This window comes from Pseudomonas sp. RT6P73, from assembly GCF_054897715.1.
Genome location: NZ_JBUBUV010000002.1, coordinates 2,881,001 through 2,897,639, shown reverse-complemented (window position 1 = coordinate 2,897,639; position 16,639 = coordinate 2,881,001). Strand labels below are relative to the sequence as shown.

16 protein-coding genes are annotated in these 16,639 nt (G+C 61.2%); 6 read left to right on the top strand and 10 right to left on the bottom strand.

The features are described 5' to 3' along the window. The first annotated feature begins 91 nt into the window (after positions 1–91). The 6 genes from ACYZT6_RS13775 (at position 92) to ACYZT6_RS13750 (ending at position 2,806) form a co-directional block, all read left to right on the top strand. Positions 92–391, top strand: coding sequence for a DUF5629 family protein (locus tag ACYZT6_RS13775; protein WP_462027369.1), 300 nt, complete (start codon positions 92–94; stop codon positions 389–391). Then, on the top strand, positions 384–1,553 hold the full coding sequence (locus ACYZT6_RS13770) for a lactonase family protein (RefSeq protein ID WP_462027368.1): 1,170 nt from the start codon (positions 384–386) through the stop codon (positions 1,551–1,553). The genes ACYZT6_RS13775 and ACYZT6_RS13770 overlap by 8 nt, the downstream gene beginning before the upstream one ends. 155 nt (positions 1,554–1,708) lie before the next feature. Further along, a complete protein-coding gene (locus ACYZT6_RS13765; protein WP_010459844.1) occupies positions 1,709–1,888 on the top strand; it encodes a hypothetical protein in 180 nt (59 codons plus the stop codon). 210 nt (positions 1,889–2,098) lie between these two features. Further along, a complete protein-coding gene (locus tag ACYZT6_RS13760; RefSeq protein WP_462027367.1) occupies positions 2,099–2,224 on the top strand; it encodes a hypothetical protein in 126 nt (41 codons plus the stop codon). Between the two features lie 115 nt (positions 2,225–2,339). Next, positions 2,340–2,552, top strand: a complete 213-nt coding sequence (locus ACYZT6_RS13755; RefSeq protein WP_462027366.1) for a hypothetical protein — start codon at positions 2,340–2,342, stop codon at positions 2,550–2,552. Beyond that, positions 2,549–2,806: a hypothetical protein gene (locus tag ACYZT6_RS13750; protein ID WP_461959129.1), complete on the top strand. Its 258-nt coding sequence runs from the start codon at positions 2,549–2,551 to the stop codon at positions 2,804–2,806. Before ACYZT6_RS13755 ends, ACYZT6_RS13750 begins: the two co-directional genes overlap by 4 nt. A gap of 167 nt (positions 2,807–2,973) precedes the next feature. Here the strand turns inward: ACYZT6_RS13750 and ACYZT6_RS13745 are convergent, their stop codons facing one another. From ACYZT6_RS13745 to ACYZT6_RS13700, 10 genes are all read right to left on the bottom strand, one after another. After that, positions 2,974–3,570: a glutathione S-transferase gene (locus ACYZT6_RS13745; RefSeq protein WP_462027365.1), complete on the bottom strand. Its 597-nt coding sequence runs from the start codon at positions 3,568–3,570 to the stop codon at positions 2,974–2,976. Next, the gene (locus ACYZT6_RS13740; RefSeq protein ID WP_462027364.1) at positions 3,567–7,208 is read right to left on the bottom strand and encodes an AAA family ATPase; all 3,642 of its coding nucleotides are present in this window, start codon (positions 7,206–7,208) and stop codon (positions 3,567–3,569) included. Before ACYZT6_RS13740 ends, ACYZT6_RS13745 begins: the two co-directional genes overlap by 4 nt. Next, positions 7,205–8,449, bottom strand: a complete 1,245-nt coding sequence (locus ACYZT6_RS13735; RefSeq protein ID WP_462027363.1) for an exonuclease SbcCD subunit D C-terminal domain-containing protein — start codon at positions 8,447–8,449, stop codon at positions 7,205–7,207. Before ACYZT6_RS13735 ends, ACYZT6_RS13740 begins: the two co-directional genes overlap by 4 nt. Positions 8,450–8,706: 257 nt before the next feature. Next, a complete protein-coding gene (locus tag ACYZT6_RS13730; protein WP_462027362.1) occupies positions 8,707–10,347 on the bottom strand; it encodes a BatD family protein in 1,641 nt (546 codons plus the stop codon). After that, complete coding sequence (locus tag ACYZT6_RS13725) at positions 10,344–12,080, bottom strand: tetratricopeptide repeat protein (RefSeq protein ID WP_462027361.1); 1,737 nt, start codon at positions 12,078–12,080, stop codon at positions 10,344–10,346. The genes ACYZT6_RS13730 and ACYZT6_RS13725 overlap by 4 nt, the downstream gene beginning before the upstream one ends. After that, positions 12,077–13,156: a vWA domain-containing protein gene (locus tag ACYZT6_RS13720; protein WP_462027360.1), complete on the bottom strand. Its 1,080-nt coding sequence runs from the start codon at positions 13,154–13,156 to the stop codon at positions 12,077–12,079. The genes ACYZT6_RS13725 and ACYZT6_RS13720 overlap by 4 nt, the downstream gene beginning before the upstream one ends. Next, the gene (locus tag ACYZT6_RS13715) at positions 13,149–13,643 is read right to left on the bottom strand and encodes a DUF4381 domain-containing protein (protein WP_462027359.1); all 495 of its coding nucleotides are present in this window, start codon (positions 13,641–13,643) and stop codon (positions 13,149–13,151) included. Before ACYZT6_RS13715 ends, ACYZT6_RS13720 begins: the two co-directional genes overlap by 8 nt. Beyond that, positions 13,640–14,584: a DUF58 domain-containing protein gene (locus tag ACYZT6_RS13710; RefSeq protein WP_462027358.1), complete on the bottom strand. Its 945-nt coding sequence runs from the start codon at positions 14,582–14,584 to the stop codon at positions 13,640–13,642. The genes ACYZT6_RS13715 and ACYZT6_RS13710 overlap by 4 nt, the downstream gene beginning before the upstream one ends. A 5-nt stretch (positions 14,585–14,589) precedes the next feature. Next, a complete protein-coding gene (locus tag ACYZT6_RS13705) occupies positions 14,590–15,549 on the bottom strand; it encodes an AAA family ATPase (RefSeq protein ID WP_008150800.1) in 960 nt (319 codons plus the stop codon). 290 nt (positions 15,550–15,839) lie between these two features. Further along, on the bottom strand, positions 15,840–16,193 hold the full coding sequence (locus ACYZT6_RS13700) for a hypothetical protein (RefSeq protein WP_462027357.1): 354 nt from the start codon (positions 16,191–16,193) through the stop codon (positions 15,840–15,842). Between the last annotated feature and the right edge of the window lie 446 nt (positions 16,194–16,639).

The window sequence follows — 16,639 nt, the reverse complement described above, 5'->3', positions numbered from 1 at the left end:
GTTCAGTGTCGTCAGCAAGTTTTGTGACCGGCACAGGCCCACCCCCACATTGAGCTATCATTGCGTCTTTCCCATTCAAAGATTGACTGCCATGACTGCGCCAACCGACACCTTGCTCGCCACCCTCGAACACTGCGATATGGTGGAAATCGACGGGCTGCACGCCTTCGAATTCTCCCTCGATGAAGACGACAATCTGCACATCGAATGCCTCGACGGTCGCGTGTCCAAGCACTGGGAGTTCACCCCGGCCCAAGTCGAGGCCGCAACCTTCGACCCTACCCTGCAAAGCTGGCTGATCACCGGTGATTCCGGCGAGCACCGCTTGGTGTGCATGACCGCGTTCCGCGGTGATGACGACGAGGAAGAAGAAGGGAATCAGGATGCATAAGCTGTGGCCACTGTTGATGGCCGGCAGCATCGGCGCGATGGGCATTGAAGCTGCGTCCGCCGACGACTATCAATTGCTGGTCGGTTCCTACACGGCGGGGCAGAGTCAGGGGATTTATCGCCTGAACTTCGACAGCACCACCGGGCAGATCAACCCTAAGCCGCTGCAAGTGGTCACCAGTGAAAACCCGTCCTGGCTGACGGTTTCCAAGGATCAGCAGCGCCTGTTCGTCGTCAACGAAAATGGCCCGGGACAGAAAGATCCGGTAGGGCGCGTCAGCAGTTATGCGATCGACCCCAAGACCCACGAGCTGAGCCTGATCAATCAGGTGCAGAGCCTGGGCAACGAGCCGACACATTCGAGCCTCAGCGGTGATGCCAGTCACTTGTTCGTCAGTAATTATTCGGTGGTTGAAGACCCGGGTGGCACGTTGGCGGTGTTGGCGGTTGGCGCTGATGGCAAGCTCAAAAACGTAGTGCAGATGAGCAGTCACCCGTCGAGCCGGGTCAATCCCGAGCGGCAGATGTCGGCGCATGTGCATTCGACGGTGTCGTCGCCGGACGGCCAGTTTGTGTTCTCCAATGACCTGGGCGCCGACAAGGTCTTTGTCTACCGCTTCGATCCCAAGGCAAATCCGGAGCTGCCGCTGGTTGCCGCTACCCCGGCATCCGTTCAGTTGCCAGCCGGCAGTGGGCCGCGTCATTTGCTGTTCAGCGCCGATGGCAAACACGCCTGGCTGACTATGGAAATGAGCGCGCAGGTCGCGGTGTTCGATTACCTGAACGGCAAGCTTGAGCAAACCCAGAGGGTTGATCTGGCGGCGGGCCAGCCCACCTCCGACAAGGCCGCCGCTGCGCTGCATACGTCGGCCGACGGCAAGTTCCTCTATGTCAGCAACCGTGGCACCGCCAATCAGTTGCTGGTGTTTGCCATCGATCCCGCGACCGGGCACCTCAAGGAGCTGCAGCGTCGTTCGGTGGAAGGTGATCACCCGCGCGAGTTCAGCCTCGACCCGAGTGGCAAGTTCTTGCTGATTGCCAATCAGAAGAGCAACCAGATTGTCGTCGTCGAACGCGATGCCAAGAGCGGCCTGCTGGGTAAAACCGTGCAAAAGTTGCCGATGGATGCCCCGAGCGACCTCAAGTTTCTGGTGCGTCAATAGGCCGCAGGCCCCGGTTGATGGGGCCTGCATCCTTGTATTAATGAGACTGATATCTGCTAATGCTACAAAAGATTTCAAGGCGCCAACCTCGAAGGTTAAGTTTGCTTCACGGCCCGACCGGGCAAGCAAGCCAACTGAATCAGAGGAATACCGCCATGAACTTCAATCTCTTCTCCATCATCGCCGCATCCGCCATCTCTGCCACCGTTGCTCTGCCAGCCAGCGCCAACGTTGAAATCAGCGACAAAAAATCCCACGCCCAGAGCTACACCCAAAAATACCTGCAACAGAGCGCCAACTTCTACGCGGCGCTGGATCACAAGACTCAAGCCTGAAATTCCAGCCCTGCACCTTTTATGCAGGAGCGAAGTCACTTGCGCCGATCAAGCTGAAAAGCTTCGAGAAACCTGAGTGATGTCGCTCCTGCATAACGCGTTTACGACAGCATCACATTGCCATCAAACAAGCGCTTGATATCACATAGCCACGCGTTTAGATTTGACGCTGAGTTTTTGACTCCTTATCCAATAACAAGGATCGACAGCATGGCGATGCGTCTGGCAGTGGTTCTTCTTTTTCTCTATTCCACCCCCATTCTTTCGGCTGCACAGCCCGTTCCAGACGAGCTGGATGCGGCCCGCGAGCGTCTGATGAGTTTTATTGAAGACTGAAATAGACTGGCTTAATGATTAACGAAGCTGATGGCTACTATGGATAACCCTGAGTGGTTATCACAGCTTTTTTGATCGAATCTGTGGGCTCTGAAACATGCCCACGGAGAACACCATGGCCAGCTCAATCCTCACTTCTGCCAAATACGGCGCCTACCTGGCCATAGGTCTTTACGTGGCCCTGGTACTGGTCGTCAGCCTGTCGGCTCAATTGCAACATACCGTTGAAGCACCGATTCAGGTCGCTCATCCCGCCATTCAGTTCGAACACCGCGCTCAAAGCGTGATGGTTGAACACGCAGACTTGGCGGGAGTGGCAGGGGCATGAAAGGGGGCAAACTCTGGGTCATCGCCTTCCTGGCGTTCATGACCAATGGCTCTTCCCTGTTAGGGATAGGGCAGGGCTCGGCAGGTTCCGTCGCACGGTCCATCGAAGCCAATCACAACCTTGCGCGAGACATTGAAACGGCGAAGGCCTTGGGATTGCTGGCAGGCAATCCGCCTATCAAACGCCAAGACGATTTCTTCGGGCCGTTTCAGGTTGATTGCTCGGTGTTGGAGATGTGTGAAGTATTTGCCTGAGTCGTTCAGGCAATGCAATTTTGTAGCAGCTGGCGAAGCCTGCGTTCGGCTGCGAAGCAGTCGTGAATCCGAAATGTCAGATGTATCTGGAAGACCGCATGCTCTGGTTTCACGACTGCTGCGCAGCCGAACGCAGGCTTCGCCAGCTGCTACAGGGGGCGGTGCGGCTACTTTTGCATCACTGCATTGAACAGTTCTGACTCCAAAAACCGCTGCAACCACGCCTGCAACCGCACATATGGCGTCTGCCCGAACCACTCGCGATCGACATGGGCGAATTGCCGTATGAACGGCATCAACGCCACATCCGCCAGACTCGGATGCCCGGCCAGCAAGTAGTCGCGTCCCTCCAGCAACTCATCCAGCTTGCGCAAGAACACTTCACCCGCAGCGCGATAGGTTTCCATCGGCTGCTCGGGGTAACGCTCGGCGTACTTGTAGCGATTCAGATGCACCTTGAACGCTTGATCGTTCTCTTCAATCAGCGCGGCGATTTGTGCCTGTCCGGCTGGATCCTCCTTGAGCAACCAATCCTGCGGATCGTTCTGCGTCAGGGCCCAGTGCATGATCGCAAGGCTTTCATCGATCACCTGACCGTCGACACTCAACACAGGGACCGTGCCCTTGGCCGATAGCGCGAGCATCTCGGCAGGCTTGGCCTTCAGGCTGACCTCGACAATCTGCACCGCAACGCCCGAATACCGCAGGGCCATGCGCGCTCGCATGGCGTAAGGGCAGCGGCGGAACGAGTACAGCGTGTTCATTTCACCTCCAGAGTGCTCAGGCCATTGCCCTGGCGGAAGACCTGAATCTGTACCGGAATCCGCTCATGCATTTCCTGCACGTGGGAAATCACCGCGACCTTGCGGCCTTGGGCTTGCAAACCATCGAGCGCATCCATGGCCAGTTGCAGGGATTCCGGATCGAGGCTGCCGAAGCCTTCGTCGATGAACAGCGATTCGATTTTCAGTGTGCTGGAGGCCATCGACGCCAAGCCGAGCGCCAAGGCCAGCGACACCAGGAACGTCTCGCCGCCCGACAACGAGTGCACCGAACGCAGCTCATCGCCCATCTCGGTGTCCATCACCAACAACCCGAGCATGCTGCCACCGCGTTTCAGGCGATAGCGCCGCACCAATTGCCGCAACTGCACGTTGGCGTGATGCACCAGCAAGTCGAGGTTGTAGGCCTGAGCGATCTTGCGGAAGGTGTCGCCGGTGGCCGAGCCGATCAGCGCGTTCAAACGGGCCCAGCGCTGGTATTCGCTGTAGGCGTCGGCAATCTGCTGCGCCAGGGCCTGATTGGCGTTCTGCCGACGCTGATCCTCGGCCTGTTCGGCACGCAGTTCGGCGCAACGGTGTTCGCTGGCGGCGAACAGGTTTTGCAGGTCTGTCAGGGCCGTGGCGAGTTGCTCGGCGTCGAGGTTGCCGTTGTGTTGCGCCTGGTGGTTGAGCAGACGCTGATCGCGTTCCTGCAATCGCACGTTGGCCTGTTCGATGGCTTTTTCGCTGTGCTGCAATTGCTGGCGCAGCTCGCTGACCTGTTGATCGTCGATGCTCAGCAGTGCTTCCAGGCCGCCATCGTCCAGTTCCGGATGCAAGGCGCGCCAGTCGGCGATCTTCGCGCTCAGCTCGCGGTCTTCCGTTTCCAGAGCCAGCAGACGCTCTTTTTTGGCTTTGAGTTCGGCGGCCAGTTCGACTAACCGCGTGCGCACGGTTTGCAGTTCCTGATTGGCCGTTACCTGGGCATTGCGCGCCTGTTCGACGGCTTGATCCAGTTGCTGCTGCCACTGTTCGGCGCTGCTGTGTTCGCCGAGCAGTTCGGTCAGTTGTTGCTGACAAGCCTGTTGTTGCTCGGCGAGGACGGTGAACTGTTGCTGAGCCGCTTCCAGCGTCTGGACGCGGGCCAGTTGGCGGTCCTGTTCTTTTTCCAGGGTCTGCTGCCGCTGTTGTTGTTCGCCGAGCTCATCGCGTTGCTGGTCGAGTTGCTCCAGACGCTGAGCGATCTGGCGGTCGAGCTGCATAAAGGTTGCGGCAGGTTCGTTGCGCAGGGCCTCAAGCGTCTCGGCCGGGAGCAGGGTGCTGAAGGCGCCCAACTCTTCGTCCAGACGCTGGCGATCACTGCTCAGCTCTCGCTGCTGATTGCTCAGGTGCTGAGTCGCTTGCTGGCTCGCCGCTTCGGCACTGCGCAGTTGCTGCTGAAGGCGAGCAGCGTCGTGTTGCAGGGTGAGCAGGGCGGTTTGCCGTTGTTCATCCTGGGCGATGCTCTGGTTCAACTGGCTATTTTGCTGCACCAGCCAGTTGTCGCGTTTGCTCGCATCCTGGGCCAGCAACTGCGTGGACAACGGATGCGCTTCGAGGCTCGGCGTCAGGCCTTGTTGCTGGGTGGCGAGTTGGTCCTGTTGCTGCAACAGCTCTTTTTGCTGAGCGATCAAGCCGCCGACTTCGCCGCGCAAATCGGTCAGTTTTTCTTTCAGCAGATCAACCGCTTTCTGCGCGCTGGCCTGCTCGCTTTCATCATGGCGACCGAGGCTTTGCAGCAACGCTTCGGGTTGATGGTAAGGATGGTCGGGGCTGCCGCAGACCGGACACGGCTGATCGTCCTGCAGCTGTTCGCGCAGTTCTTCGACGCTGGCGCTGCGGGCCAGACGCTGACGCTCCAGCAGTTCGCGAGTGACGGTCAGGGTCTGTTCGGCGACGACCAGGTCGTTCTTGGTCTTCACGCCGTCCTGGGTCAGGCGATCACGTTCCAGCTGAGCGCTGAGCTGGCGTTGCGAAAGCTCTGCGCCGCGCTTGTCAATCTCCTGCTGGCTGGCCCACAACCGTGTCAGTTCTTCAAACGCTCGCAGGTGTTTGCGATTGTCTTGCAACAGATTGCCCAGCAGCTGGATCTGTTCGGCCACGGCCTCAGGCTCGGCACCGGCCTCCTTGTAGAGCACTTCCAGATTCTGCTTTTGCGCAGCCAGTTCTTCGCCCGCGCGGGCGGCGCTTTGTTCCAACGCGGCCAGTTCAGCCTGGCCCTTGTTCAAGCGATTACCGATCAGCATCAGCTGTTGCAGGCGATCACGGTAGGCGTTCCACGCTTCGCTCAACGGCGCCAGTGGCGTGCTTTGCTCAAGCTCCCCGGCAATCCGCTCCAGGCGTGCAGCCACCTGCTTTTGTTGCTCAAGCAGACCTTGAATCGTGTTCTGCCCTTGAGTACTGGCCAGTTCCGCTTGTTGCTTGAGGTCTGCGCTCGCACTGGCGTCTTTGACCAGCCGGGCGAGGGTGCTTTGCGCTTCAAAGGCCTGTCGCAGCAGCGGCGCCTTTGCGGTGTGTTGGCTTTGGGCTTCGACCAGCGCGGTCTGCGCGGCGCTCAAACTCTGTTCGAGTTGCGCCTGACGCTCGTTCAACTCGGCTTGCTGTTGTGTGTGCTGCTGAATCTGCGCTGCCAGCGGAGTGAGCTGGGTGGTGAGTTCGGTCTTGCGGGCGAACTGGTGTCGCTGCGGGGCCAGTTGTTCCAGGCGAGTCAGTTTCAACCGTTCGCCAGCCAGGCTTTCCCAGTGCTGGCGGGCGCTGGTCAGTTGCTCGGTGGCGCTCTGTTGCTCGTCCTGCAATTGACGCAGGTCCTTGAGCCAGGTGTGCTGCAATTCAAGCTGTTTGAGCTGCGCTTGCTGGGTCTTGAGTTGCTGCTGCGCCTCATTGAAGCGTTCATCAAGCTCGGCCCGGGCTTCGGGTGACAGCGGCGTCACGCCCGTGGCCTGATCCTGCAGCAGTTTGTGCGCTTCACGGGCATCTTTGGCTTTGTCGAAAGCGCGGCGACCGAGGCGCGTGTACAGCGCGGTGTCGGTGAGCTTTTCCAGCAGTTCGCTGCGTTCGTTGTCGTTGGCCTTGAGGAAGGCACTGAACTCGCTCTGGGCCAGCAGCACGGCGCGGGTGAACTGTTCGAAGTTCAGGCCCAGCACGGCTTCGAGCTGGGTTTTGAACTCGACTTTCTGACTGGCCAGCAGCTGATCCTGATCGATGTCGCGCAGACTCTGACGGCTGGCTTGCAGCTTGCCGCCAGCTTTTTCGCGAGCACGATTGGCCTCCCAGCGTGCGCGGTAACGACGGCCGTCGATGCCGACGAAATCCACTTCGGCATAGCCTTCGCCGGTGCCACGACGCAGCAAGGTGCGCGGGTCGCCGGTGCTGATTTCGCCGTCGGCATCCGGCGCTTTGGCCGACACCTGGGCGTTGCTCAACCGCGGTACGGCGCCAAACAGTGCAAGGCACAAGGCGTCGAGCAAGGTGCTTTTACCGGCGCCGGTCGGCCCGGTGATCGCGAACAGGCCGGCGCTCGCCAGCGGTTCAGCGGTGAAGTCGATTTCAAACGGCCCGGCCAGCGAGGCGAGGTTTTTCAGGCGGATCGCGAGGATCTTCATGGTTGTTCGCTCTCCATCTGCACATCCTGCAACAGCTCGGCAAAGTCCTTCAGCGTCTGCTCATCGACCTCGCTGCCGTAGCTGTCTTGCCAGGCGCGACTGAACAATTCCTGAGGCGTGAGCTGGTCCAGCTCAATCAGCGTGGTGCCGTCATCAACGCCTTCGCGACTGCCGTTGCCGGCGTATTCGGCGGCGATGCGCACCAGGCGCACGGCTTTGCCTTGCAGGGCGGTTTCTACTTGATGACGCAAGTCGGGTTGCGGTTCGTCGAGCCGCACGCGAACTTCCAGCCACGGCTGGCGCTGGATATCGGCGAGCAAGTCGATGTTCGGCAGCTCGGCCAGCTGCAGCAGGATCTCGGCCAGGGGTGCCGGACCGATACGTTGCAGGTTGACTGCGCGGGGGATCAGTTTCGGTTCGACGCTGACCAGGGTTTCGCCGTCGAGCGTGACGTCGAGAATCTGATGCTGATACCCGATTTCGGAGAAAGACAACGGAATCGGCGAGCCGCTGTAGCGGATGCGTTCTTCACCGTTGACCTTTTGTGGCTTGTGCAAATGCCCCAGCGCGACATAGCTGATGCTTGGCCCGAACAGGCTGGCGGGCAGGGCTTCGGCATTGCCGATGATCAGGCTGCGCTCGGAGTCTTCCGAGACGGAACCACCGGCCATGTGCGCATGGCTGATGGCAATCAGCGCCTGGCCCGGCTTGCGTTTGGCATTGGCGGCTTCGATCAGCCATTCGTGAACCTGACCGATGCCGCGCAAGTAGTTGTCGCCCAACTGCGCGCCGGTGACTTCGGCGGGCCGCAAAAACGGCAGCGCCAGGCACCAGCCGGCAATTTCTCCGCTGGCATCCGGCAATGGCAGCAACAGCCGCTCGGCATCCAGTTGGCCGTCATCCAGCCACAGCACTCGGCCCAGCGCGTGGGTGCGCAATCGGCGCATCAATGGCGCGGGCAGTTCGATCCGCGAGCCGGAGTCGTGGTTGCCGGCGATGATCACGATGGTCAGCAACGGTTGCTGCTCGTGGGCGCTGACGATGAATTCGTAAAGGCGTTCCTGGGCTTTGACCGGCGGGTTGACCGTGTCGAAGATATCGCCGGCGATCAACAGCACATCGGGCTGGTCCAGCTTCAGCTGGCTCAGCAGCCAGTCGAGAAAGCAGGCGTGCTCGAAATCGCGTTCCTGGCCGTGCAGGTTCTGCCCAAGGTGCCAGTCGGAGGTATGAAACAGACGCAAGGCGAACTCCGTAGGAAATAAGGTAATGGCCGCGAGGAAAATGAGGGCGGCGAAAGGGGAGAGAGTTTACGGGCAAACGCGTTGGATGTGGCCAACACACAACCGTGTAGCAGCTGGCGAAGCCTGCGTCCGGCTGCGAAGCAGTCGTAAAATCAGCGCATGCGGTGTATCAGACAAACCGCGCAAGCCGCATTTACGACTGCTGCGCAGCCGGACGCAGGCTTCGCCAGCTGCTACAGGGAGTGCAGTGACGGTGATTATTTGGGGTAAAGCGGCGGGAGTCCGCTGTCACCCACCGGATCCTGAACCCGCTCGGCAATCGGGATCGCCTTGATCGCTCGCCACAATTCTTCGCCTTGCCAGTGCTGGCCGGTTTCGCTGTAGAGCGCGCCGTTCAAGCCGTCCAGCGCGTCGGACAGTGGCACGAAGCGGGCGGCCATGTCGGCGAGGGTTTCCGGTTGTTGCCGGGCCCAGGCGTCGAGGGCCTGGCGGGTGGCGTGGGAATCGTTGGCCTGGCAGGCTCGCTTGAGTTCGTCGAGGACGGTACGCGGGCTCGGGCCGGTCTGCGCGGCACGCAGCACGGCCGGTTGCCAGCGACCGCGCCACCAGAGACCGAAGCCGAGCAGGGTGGTGCAGGCCAGGATCAAGGTGCTGAGTTTCCAGCGCCAAAGGATTTCGCTGTCGACGCCAGCATTCACTTGCGCGGTGTTCGTCGGCGTATCGACCACCATGCTTGGATTACTCGCCACTTGCAGGCTTCGGGCCGGCAGGCTGCTGTGTTCCAGGTGATCTTCGAAGGTGTTCCACCAGACCACTTCCACCGCGGGCAGCTCGACTGCGCCACTGCGGCCCGGTACCAGCGCTTCGCGATCTTCACGACTGCCGATCAAGCCGCGCTCGGTGGTTTGGTTGCTCAGCACCGGTTGGTCCGGATAGCGCCGCAGACCGTTGACGTCGGTGGCGGGCAGCGGCGGCAGTTGTGAGCTGGCCAGGCCTTCGGCTTTCAAGGTCAGGCTGCGGGTCAGAGAATCACCCACCTGCGCGTGGTCCGGCTCCGGGTTCCAGCTTTCGCTCAGGCTCAGGCTGCGGGCCGGCAGCCATGGCAGGTCGGCAGGGTAAGTGATGGGTTTGGCTTTGACCGTCAGCAGAATCGGGGAGGAGCTGACGCGCATCAGTTTTCCGGATTTCGGCACCTGGGTGGCGGCGTCCTGAACGGGCTGCGCGTCGACGAGCGTGGCACTGAACATCTGCGCCGGAATGGTCAGTTCGCCGCTGTGTTGCGGGTAGATCGCATAGCGCATTTCGATGACGCCATGCCGCAGATTGTTGATGACTTTCTCGTACGTGCGCGACTCGCCGAGTTGTTCGATACGCGCATCGGGAATCTGCAACGGGGTCAAGCTGCTGTCGTCGTACAGCGACACCGAATGGTAGATGCGCAACGTCAGGATGGCCTGGGCCTGCACGTACACGCTGGTCTGGTCGAGGCTGGCATCGATGAACACCGGGGCCAGTTTGTTCGTGGTGTCCTGGGTTTCGCTCTCGACCACTTGCACGGTGATCGGCTGACTCTGCACCTCGCCCAGTTGCAGCGGTGGAATCGTCACGCTGCCGTTTGCCTTCGGCAGCAAGGTGATGATCCAGCGCGTGGTGGCGCGATTGTCGCCGTTGAGGGTCGTCAGTTGGTTGACCTGGCGGGTGCCACGCACTTCGAACAGCGGTTCCAGCGGTGCCAGGTCAGGCTTGCCGAACTGCGTCACGTCGTTGGATTCCAGGGTCAGTTCGACCGTCTCGCCGGAACTCAGGCGACTGCGATCCACACTGGCGACCAGCGCCGCTGCCTGGGCCTGAACGGTGCAGAACAGCAGGGCGAGCATGAAAAGGGTGAAGCGGGTCATCGAGTTTTTTCCTGATCCTGATGTTGTTGCTGTTCGTACCAGAATTTGCGCCTGAGCAATTCACCTGGGTCATCCGGGATCTTGCGCAGCCATTGCTCCAGCGCCTGACGCTGTTCGCCATCGATATTGTCGCTGGCCGGACGCAGCGGTGGCGTGGTGGTTTGCTCATCGCCCAGTTCACTGCCCGGAACTTCATTGGCGCCCGGTTTCGGCGGCGTTGAGGCCTGCTGCCCGGCGTCCGGCGTGGTCTGTCCGGCGTCGGATTTCGGGTGGTCAATGTCCGCCGGTTGCGTGGCGGCACCCGGTGGCGGTTCCTGCGCACTGGTCTCGGCGTCGTCATCCGCGGATTTCTGCGGCTCAACCGGCGGTGCGTTTTTCTGCTTCAGCAGATTTTCCACCAGTGCCTTATTGGTTTGTGCCGGGCGCAAATCCGGTTGCCGCTCCAGTGCCTGATCGTAAGCATCGAGCGCCGCTTCCAGCTCACCGCTTTTGGCCAGGGCGTTGCCTCGATTGTAGTGGGCGTGGGCGTCGTTGCCCTCGGCGAACCGCTGGGCGGCGCCGCTGTAGTCGCCGGCCTCATACAGCGCCACGCCTTGCCACTGCGCATCTTCGAAATGCTGCGAAGCCTTGGCCGGATGGCCTTGCCTGAGTAAGTGCAGGCCCCGTTGATCGGGGCGCAGCCACAAGTCTTCGAAGTCGAAGGCATAGCTCGGTTGCGGCAGCAGGAACAGTAAAGGCAGGCAGAACAACCAGCCACGGCGACCGGCGCACGCCGCCAGTAACAACAGCGGCAGCAGCAACCAGTAACCCTGATCGGCCCAGGTGTCCAGGCGCAAGGTCTGGCCGTCGTTGCGCAGCGAGCGTGGACCGTCGAGCAGGCCGAGCCCACGCAGGTCGGTATCGCCCAGGCGCGCCGGGCGATAGCGTCCGCCGAGTTCGTTGGCAAAGGCTTTGAGACTCGGACTGTCCAGGTGTGGCACCAGAATCGCGCCCTGATCGTCCTTGAGGAAACTGCCATCCTCTTGGGCGACCGGTGCGCCTTCGGCGGTGCCGATTCCGAGCATCAGAAACTGTGTCGATTTTCTGTCCAGCGCCTGGTGAATGCCTTCACGTTCCAGCTCCGTCAGGGTTGAACCGATCAACAGGATCCGGCCTTCACCCAAAGCGCCTTGATTCAGCAGGGCCAGGGCCTTGGTCACCCCAAGATCGGCGCGATGGCCGGCCGCGGGCATCAGCGAAGGCTTGAGTGCGTCCAGCAGATTGCGGCTGGTCGAAAGGTCATCCGACAGGGGCACCAAGGTGTGGGCGCTGCCGGCGTAGACGACGATGGCGGTTTGGGCGTCGCTGCGGATTTGCAGCAGGTCCAACAGTTTGCGTCGGGCCTGTTCGAGTCGGTTCGGCGCAACGTCGGTGGCGAGCATTTCCGGGGTCAACTCAAGCACGACGACCAGCGGGTCGGCAGGTTTCTGACTGATTTGTTCGACGCGCTCCCAACTCGGCCCCAGCAAGGCCAGGATGGTCAGCACCCACGCCACGCCGAGGACGACCCACGGCAGCTTGCTGTCGCGACCGTTTCCACCGCTCAACAAGGCAGCGTGAAAGGCCGGCGGCAGGATCATCTGCCAGCGCCCGGCGCGTTTTTGCCGATGCCAGAGTTGCCAGAGCAACAAGCCCAGCAACGGCAACAACAGCAGCCACCAGGGGCGGAACCAGTACGGCCACAGCGCACTCATCGGCGCCTCCGCAGACGCAGGCGTTTCAGCCGCTGGCGCCAGTCAGGCAGTTGCGTTTGCAAAAACAGATCCTTGGTAAACAGTCGCTGCAGCGGGTTGTCCGGCCAACGCTCGCGCACCACCAGCAACATGCTCAGCAGCAGCGCCATCGCCAAAGGCCAGTGATACAACGCCTGCGCCGGGCGGGCCTGGGTCGGTTGCTGAGTCACCGGCTCCAGTTTGTCGAGGGTGTCCTTGATCGTCTGCAATTCTTTGCCATCGTGGGCGCGAAAGTACTGGCCGCCGGTGGCTTGGGCGATGGCCTTCAACGCCGGTTCGTCCAGGTCCAGGCTCGGATTGATCCCGAGGAAACCCAAGGTGCCACTTTGCTCCGGGTCGGCGCCGATGCCGATCGGGTAGATTTTCACGCCTTCTTTTGCCGCCAGCCGCGCCGCCGTCAGCGGATCGATTTCACCGCCGTTGTTGGCACCGTCGGTGACCAGAATCAGCACACGGCTCTGGGCCGGTCGCATGCGCAGCCGTTTGAGGGCCAAGCCGATGGCATCGCCAATGGCGGTGTTCTTGCCGGCGATGCCGATGCGCGCTTCGTCGAGCCACACCCGCACGGTGTGCCGGTCGAAGGTCAGCGGCGCTTGAAGGTAAGCCTGGCTGCCGAAGAGGATCAGGCCGACGCGATCGCCGTCACGACGTTCAAGGAAGTCGCCGAGCAAATGCTGAACCAGCGACAGTCGGCTGACGTCCTCGTCCTGCCACTGCATGTCGGGGAAATCCATGGAGCCGGACACGTCCACCGCCACCAGAAGATCGCGACCACTGGCGGCAATCGGCAGTGGCTCGCCCAGCCATTGCGGGCGCGCCGCGGCTATCAGCAACAACAGCCATAACAGAATGAACGGCGCTTGCTGGCGCCAGGCTGGCAGGTTGGCCCGGGCACGGCGGCGGGCCAGGCCTTCAAGGTCATTGAGGAAGCTGACTTTGAGCGCCGGTTCGCCACTGTCGGCCACCGGCAGCAGGACGCGCATCAACCAGGGCAGCGGCAGCAGGGCAAAGATCCACGGCCAGGCGAACTCAAACATGTTTGCGAATCCAGGTGTCGACGGCCTGGGTGAGGCCGGCGATGGCCTTGTCGTCAAGTTTGCATTCGGGTTTGTAGGCGCCTTCGACCAGCACCATCCAGCGGGTCAGGCCGGCGGCCGGGCAGCGGTTGTCGAGGAACGCCAGCCATTTGCGCCCGTTGAGGGTATGGCTCTGGCTGTAGGGGTAATGGTTGCGGCACAGGCGTTTGAGCAGGCCATTGAGTTGCTGCAACCAGGCGCCGGCGGGTGCGCCGTCGTAGGGTTTTGGCATCCGCGCCAGTTCGGCGAGTGCGGCGATGCGCACCGGGTCCAGCGGTTGTTCGGCGCGTACGATCGGACGTTTGTCCGGAATGAATCGCCGCGCCTTCCATAGCCCGAAACCGATCAGCGGCAACAACAACAGCAACAGCCACCAGCCGGGCGCGGGCGGCCAGAACTCGATGGGAGGCGGGGAGATCAGCGGTTGCAGTTGATCGAGGCTGCTCATCGACCTTTCCCCGGCTTCTGTGGGTTCAGGTACTCGCGCAGTTGCTCGACCATCGAGCTCTGGGTGCTCAGCGGCATCAGCAATACGCGCAGCTTTTGCGCGAGCAATTCCCAGCGGGCGATGCGCGCTTCGGCCTGGGCGCGGTAAGTCTGGCGCAGGTCGAAATTCAGCGTGTCGAGTTCCAATTGCGCGCCGCGCTCGGCGAAGCGCAGAAGCCCGGCAGCAGGCAGGGCGTGGTCCAGCGGGTCGGACAGCGGCAGCAGCAACAGGTCGCAATGGCGCGACAACAGGCTCAGTTGCTGTTCAGAACCTTCGGTCAATGCGCGTTCATCACAGATCACGATCACCAGACTTCCGGGGCGCAGCACTTCCCGCGCACGACGCAATGCCAGGTTGAGGGAATCGCGATTCTGTTCGTTTTCGGTGTGCAGCGACTGATTGACCCGCACCAGACGGTTGAGCAGTTGCAGCAGGCTTTGTTTGCTGCGCCGGGGCTTGATCTCGTAGTGCTCGTTGTCGCCGAACACCAGCCCGCCCACCCGGTCGTTATGGCCAAGGGCTGCCCAGCCAATCAGACTCGCAGCCTGGGCGGCGAGCACCGATTTGAACATCAGCCCGGAGCCGAAAAACAGCCGACGGCTTTGCTCGACCATGATGAAAATCGGCCGCTCGCGTTCTTCGTGAAACAGCTTGGTGTGGGGTTCCTGGGTGCGGGCGGTGACGCGCCAGTCGATGCTTCGCACATCATCGCCGGCCTGATAGACCCGCACCTGATCGAAGTCCACGCCGCGGCCGCGCAGCTTGGAGTGGTGCAGGCCGATCAGCGGGCTGCGCTGGCTCGGCGTGGAAAACAGCTGCACTTCGCGCACGCGATGGCGCATCTCGATCAGCTCGGCGAGGCTGACGCGGATGCCCGGCTCGGGCGGCAGGAGGGCGTTCATCGGGGTCAAGCGACGGCTACGACGTCGAGAATCCGCTGGACCACCCGGTCCTGATCGATGCCAGCGGCTTCGGCTTCAAAGGAAAGGATGATGCGGTGGCGCAACACGTCGAACAACACCGCCTGAATGTCTTCCGGGCTGACGAAGTCGCGACCGGCCAGCCAAGCGTGGGCCCGGGCGCAGCGATCGAGGGCAATCGAGCCGCGGGGACTGGCGCCGTAGGCAATCCATTCGGCCATCTCCGGGTCGAACTTGGCCGGGGTGCGCGTGGCCATGACCAGTTGCACGAGGTATTCCTCCACGGCGTCGGCCATGTACAGACCGAGGATTTCCTTGCGTGCGGCAAAAATCGCCTGCTGGCTGACCCGGCGCTCGGGCTTGGTTTCGCCGTTAAGGGCTTCGCCACGGGCCTGTTGCAGGATTCGGCGCTCGACGGCGGCGTCCGGGAAACCGATTTTCACGTGCATCAGGAAACGGTCGAGCTGGGCTTCAGGCAGCGGGTAGGTGCCTTCCTGTTCGATCGGGTTTTGCGTGGCCATCACCAGAAACAGCGGCGACAGCTCGTACGTGCTGCGCCCGACGCTGACCTGGCGTTCGCCCATGGCTTCGAGCAGGGCGGACTGAACCTTGGCCGGGGCGCGGTTGATTTCATCCGCCAGCACCAGGTTATGGAAGATCGGGCCTTGCTGGAACACGAAACTGCCAGTTTCCGGGCGATAGATTTCCGTGCCGGTAATGTCGGCCGGCAGCAGGTCGGGGGTGAACTGAATGCGATGGAACTGGGCTTCGATGCCTTCGGCGAGTTCTTTGATGGCTTTGGTCTTGGCCAGCCCCGGGGCGCCCTCGACCAGCATGTGGCCGTCGGCGAGCAAGGCGATGAGCAAGCGCTCGATGAGTTTTTCCTGGCCGAGAATCTGCGTTGAAAGAAAGGTTCGCAGCGCTAGCAGCGCTTCACGATGTTCCATCGATGACTGTTCCTGGAAAGGGTGACCGAAGGCGTTCGAATAACGCCAGGGCTGGGGGCGTTACTTTAATCCATCGCAGGGGGCGGCGACTAACGGCATTTTGAGCAAAGTGTGGGAATAGGTGGGTGAAATTGTTGGAGATTTGTAGGGGTGGGGTATTACGGTGTGCTTTCGGACGCCTTCGCGGGCAAGCCTCGCTCCTACAAGGTCAGTAGCGCCCGCAGATAATGCGTCTGACTCAATACCTGTAGGAGCGAGGCTTGCCCGCGAAGGCGCCCGCTCAGACGCCATCAAATCTCGCTTATATAGGTGCCGGTGCCTTTAAGGATGTTCTGCAAGGTCAATTCAACTTCCGCCAGATCGCCCGCATCCGTGCTGTGAATGATCTCCAGCGAATCATCCCCATTCAACGCATCGGCATCCGCCGCTGCGATTTCAATCAGCAGCCGGGTAGCGCTTAGCGTCACTTTCATGCCGTCCAGTGTCGAAGGCTCGCCGTCGAGGGTGATTTCCAGCTCGTCTTCGTCCGGGTAGCGGGTCATCAGGAACATGTCGCCCTGTTCGCTGTGGCAGCAGAGCATGGCCATGTTGTCTTCTTCGTCATCGCACGGGTTGACGATCAAGAGTGAGGTGGTCATTTGCATGGGAAAATCCTGGCTCGGCGAGCGGTGTGAACGCAATAAAAGGCGATTCTGCCAGCCCTCGGGAATTTCTGCTTGTCTGAGTGTCAGAAGATGTGTCGAGAACACTTGGCGTGCTGCTGGTCATTTCTGGTACGGATGTGCCGTAAAACCGGGGATAAAACGCCCGTTTTGCTGCACGACTGCTAGTGTTGTTCGAGGCATATGACGCGAGCTGCGTACCGATGACCGAATATGTCGCAGCGCCGCAAGCACAGGCCTTGCCGCACTCGTTAAGCTGCGCATCGAATGGATATCCGTAAAGGCATTGTGCAATTCATCGCACAGGCGTTTTTGCCGATAACCCTTCATGGAAGGTGAATGTGACCTGAGTGTCTCGTCCAGCTTCACCCACCTGTCATCCTGTTTCCTCTGCCCGAGAATCAGGAACAGGGTGACGGATCGCCCCG

Coding starts and splice junctions, on each gene's coding strand:
- ACYZT6_RS13775 (WP_462027369.1), top strand. CDS start 92: ATGACTGCGCCAACCGACACCTTGCTCGCCACCCTCGAACACTGCGAT.
- ACYZT6_RS13770 (WP_462027368.1), top strand. CDS start 384: ATGCATAAGCTGTGGCCACTGTTGATGGCCGGCAGCATCGGCGCGATG.
- ACYZT6_RS13765 (WP_010459844.1), top strand. CDS start 1,709: ATGAACTTCAATCTCTTCTCCATCATCGCCGCATCCGCCATCTCTGCC.
- ACYZT6_RS13760 (WP_462027367.1), top strand. CDS start 2,099: ATGGCGATGCGTCTGGCAGTGGTTCTTCTTTTTCTCTATTCCACCCCC.
- ACYZT6_RS13755 (WP_462027366.1), top strand. CDS start 2,340: ATGGCCAGCTCAATCCTCACTTCTGCCAAATACGGCGCCTACCTGGCC.
- ACYZT6_RS13750 (WP_461959129.1), top strand. CDS start 2,549: ATGAAAGGGGGCAAACTCTGGGTCATCGCCTTCCTGGCGTTCATGACC.
- ACYZT6_RS13745 (WP_462027365.1), bottom strand. CDS start 3,570: ATGAACACGCTGTACTCGTTCCGCCGCTGCCCTTACGCCATGCGAGCG.
- ACYZT6_RS13740 (WP_462027364.1), bottom strand. CDS start 7,208: ATGAAGATCCTCGCGATCCGCCTGAAAAACCTCGCCTCGCTGGCCGGG.
- ACYZT6_RS13730 (WP_462027362.1), bottom strand. CDS start 10,347: ATGACCCGCTTCACCCTTTTCATGCTCGCCCTGCTGTTCTGCACCGTT.
- ACYZT6_RS13725 (WP_462027361.1), bottom strand. CDS start 12,080: ATGAGTGCGCTGTGGCCGTACTGGTTCCGCCCCTGGTGGCTGCTGTTG.
- ACYZT6_RS13720 (WP_462027360.1), bottom strand. CDS start 13,156: ATGTTTGAGTTCGCCTGGCCGTGGATCTTTGCCCTGCTGCCGCTGCCC.
- ACYZT6_RS13715 (WP_462027359.1), bottom strand. CDS start 13,643: ATGAGCAGCCTCGATCAACTGCAACCGCTGATCTCCCCGCCTCCCATC.
- ACYZT6_RS13710 (WP_462027358.1), bottom strand. CDS start 14,584: ATGAACGCCCTCCTGCCGCCCGAGCCGGGCATCCGCGTCAGCCTCGCC.
- ACYZT6_RS13705 (WP_008150800.1), bottom strand. CDS start 15,549: ATGGAACATCGTGAAGCGCTGCTAGCGCTGCGAACCTTTCTTTCAACG.
- ACYZT6_RS13700 (WP_462027357.1), bottom strand. CDS start 16,193: ATGCAAATGACCACCTCACTCTTGATCGTCAACCCGTGCGATGACGAA.